Source organism: Polaromonas sp. P1_E1_2, assembly GCF_056406035.1.
Genome location: NZ_JBFUAZ010000652.1, coordinates 1 through 2,316, shown reverse-complemented (window position 1 = coordinate 2,316; position 2,316 = coordinate 1). Strand labels below are relative to the sequence as shown.

The 2,316-nt window shown below is 64.2% G+C and carries 1 protein-coding gene; it reads right to left on the bottom strand.

Annotated elements, in window-relative coordinates; all coding sequences use genetic code 11:
• A partial coding sequence (locus AC1D1P_RS21290; RefSeq protein WP_477674337.1) for a beta strand repeat-containing protein occupies positions 1-2,316 on the bottom strand: 2,316 nt, incomplete at both ends.

Sequence of the window (2,316 nt, the reverse complement as noted above, 5' to 3'; positions counted from 1 at the left end):
CGTCAAGTCGCCGTTGATGGTGATGTTGCCTGTGCCGGTGGTAGTAACGTTCGATTGGGTAGCGCCGTTGTTCACGATCTCCAGCGAATGCGTAGTGCTGGCGCCTGCCGCGCTGAGCACGACGTTGCCGCCGGCCGCACTGACCTTGCTGCCCAGCACCTGGATGCTGCCATTGGCCGCTGCCAGGCTGACGTTGCCGCCCACGACGCTGTTCTGTATGCCATCGCCCTGCCCCAGGTCTGTTACCACCAGCGTGCCCGTGCCGGTGTGCGACAGTGCAATATGGCCGCCGACTGAATTGATGGCGCTCAGGCGCGCCGCATCAATAGCCGCTGCACCGCCGATGCCATTGCCTATGCCGCCTGCCGCCGTCAGCATCAGGTCACCCGTTCGCAGCGTGGCGCCGGTCTGCACGTTGATGGCGCCGCCCGAAGTGACGCTCAAGCTGGTCAGCGCCGTGGTGGCGCCCACCGACGCATTGAAATTGGTGGCCCCGGCGCTCGTGGTGCTCAGTGCGTTCGCGCCATCGACCGTGTTGGCGAATGTGATACCGCCGGCGGTGCTGACCAGGCTGACGGTGCCGGCAACCGTTACCGCGCTGTTGAAGGTTTGTGCGCCGCCCGTCTGCAGCGTACCGCCGAACAGGTTGATGCCGCCGCCCGCCGTCAGCGCGAGTCCGCCGCTGAAGGTTTGTGTGCCCAGGTTGATGATCCCGGTGTCTTTGATCAGCGTCAGGGTGCCGGAGTAGCTGGGCGTGGTGGGAAAGGCAAAACCGCTGCCATAACGGAAGGCCATGTCTCTGACGCTGCCACTGCCGTTCACCGTCACGCCACCGACGAAGGTGTTGGCCGAAGTGCCCAGCAGCACGTCCTTGCTGCTGCCGTTGAGCGTGAACGTGGAAGCACCCGTCACATTCAATGCGCCGGCCTGCGAAATGGAGCCGGTGCTGGAAGTCGCCGTCAGGCTGCCGCCCACGGTGGATGGGCCCAGCACCAGGTCGTTCACATTCCGGATGGTCACTGCATTGACGCCGGAATTATTGAGCCCAACCGCACCCGTGAAATTGTTGCCCGCGTTGCTCAGGTTTATCACGCCGGCGCCGCCGTTGATGGTCACCGCACCCGCGCCGGCGGCCTGCGTGATCGCGCCCGTCTGCGCGATGTTGTTGCCGCTCAGGCTCAGCGTGCCGCTGCCGACAGACACAGTGCCCAGGGTCAGCGCACCGCCCGCATTGTTGATCGCGACGTTGCTTGCACCGGAATTGGTAACGCTGACCGCACCGGTGAAATTGTTGGCGCCTGTCAGGCTGACCTGGCCCACGCCGGCATTGACGGTCGTCGTGCCGCCCGCGATCAGGACGCCGGCGGTTTGCTGAACGCCGGTATTGTTTGCAATGAGCGTCAGGTTGCCCGTCGCCGTGAGGTCCCGGTTGATGTTCAGGCCGCTCGTTGCAGTCAGGCTGAGGTTGTTGGCGCTCAAGGCGCCGCCCAGGGAGAGAGAGCCGCCCGACAAGGTCAGGTTGCTTGGGCCGGTGTTCAGGGCGCCCAGCGTCGTTAGCGTGCCGCCACTGGCCGCCAGGCTGACGTTCTGGTTGGCGCCCGTCAGGGTCAGGGCATTGAGGTTGAGGCTGCCAGTCGCGCTGACGTTCACGTCCTGGGCTGCCGTAATGGAAGCGTTGCCAATGGCTGAGGCACTCAAAAAGTCGACCTGGCCACCTCCGCCTGTCCCCAGGGCGGTCAGGTTGAGCGTGCCTATGGCATTGGAGAAGCTGTTGATGCGTATTCGCCCATTGCCCGTGTTGCCCGCAGATGCGGTGAAGCTGCCGCCGGGCGCAGTCATGGTGGCATTGACGGCGCCGGCATTTCCCCGAATGTTGGTACCCGCGTACAGGTCAAAGGAGCTGGCCTGCCAGTCCACGCCGCTATTCATGACCACTTCACCCGTGGTGGCTTTCAGCTTCAAACTGCCGGCAAAGATTTGCCCCAGGCCGTCGGTGCCGCCGATGGTGCCGTCGGCCGTCATGTCCAGCGCGCCGCCATTCAGGTTCAGGGTTCCCGTGCCGGTAATATCGCCGGCAGCGTTGGCCGTCACAGTAAGATTTGTGGAAGGCCCGCCGACACCGATATTGCCGTTGAGGAGGATGTTGCGCCCGGCGGTCATGGTCATACCGGCCGCGCCTGCATTGGTTTTGGTGATGTTCGCGCCGGTATTGATGTTGATGTCGCGCTCGGCAGTCAGCGTGAAGGTGTTGTTGTCCGTCCGGTTGATCGCCTGGTTGACGTGGATGTCGCCGTTGCCGCCGGCCGTGCCCATGGT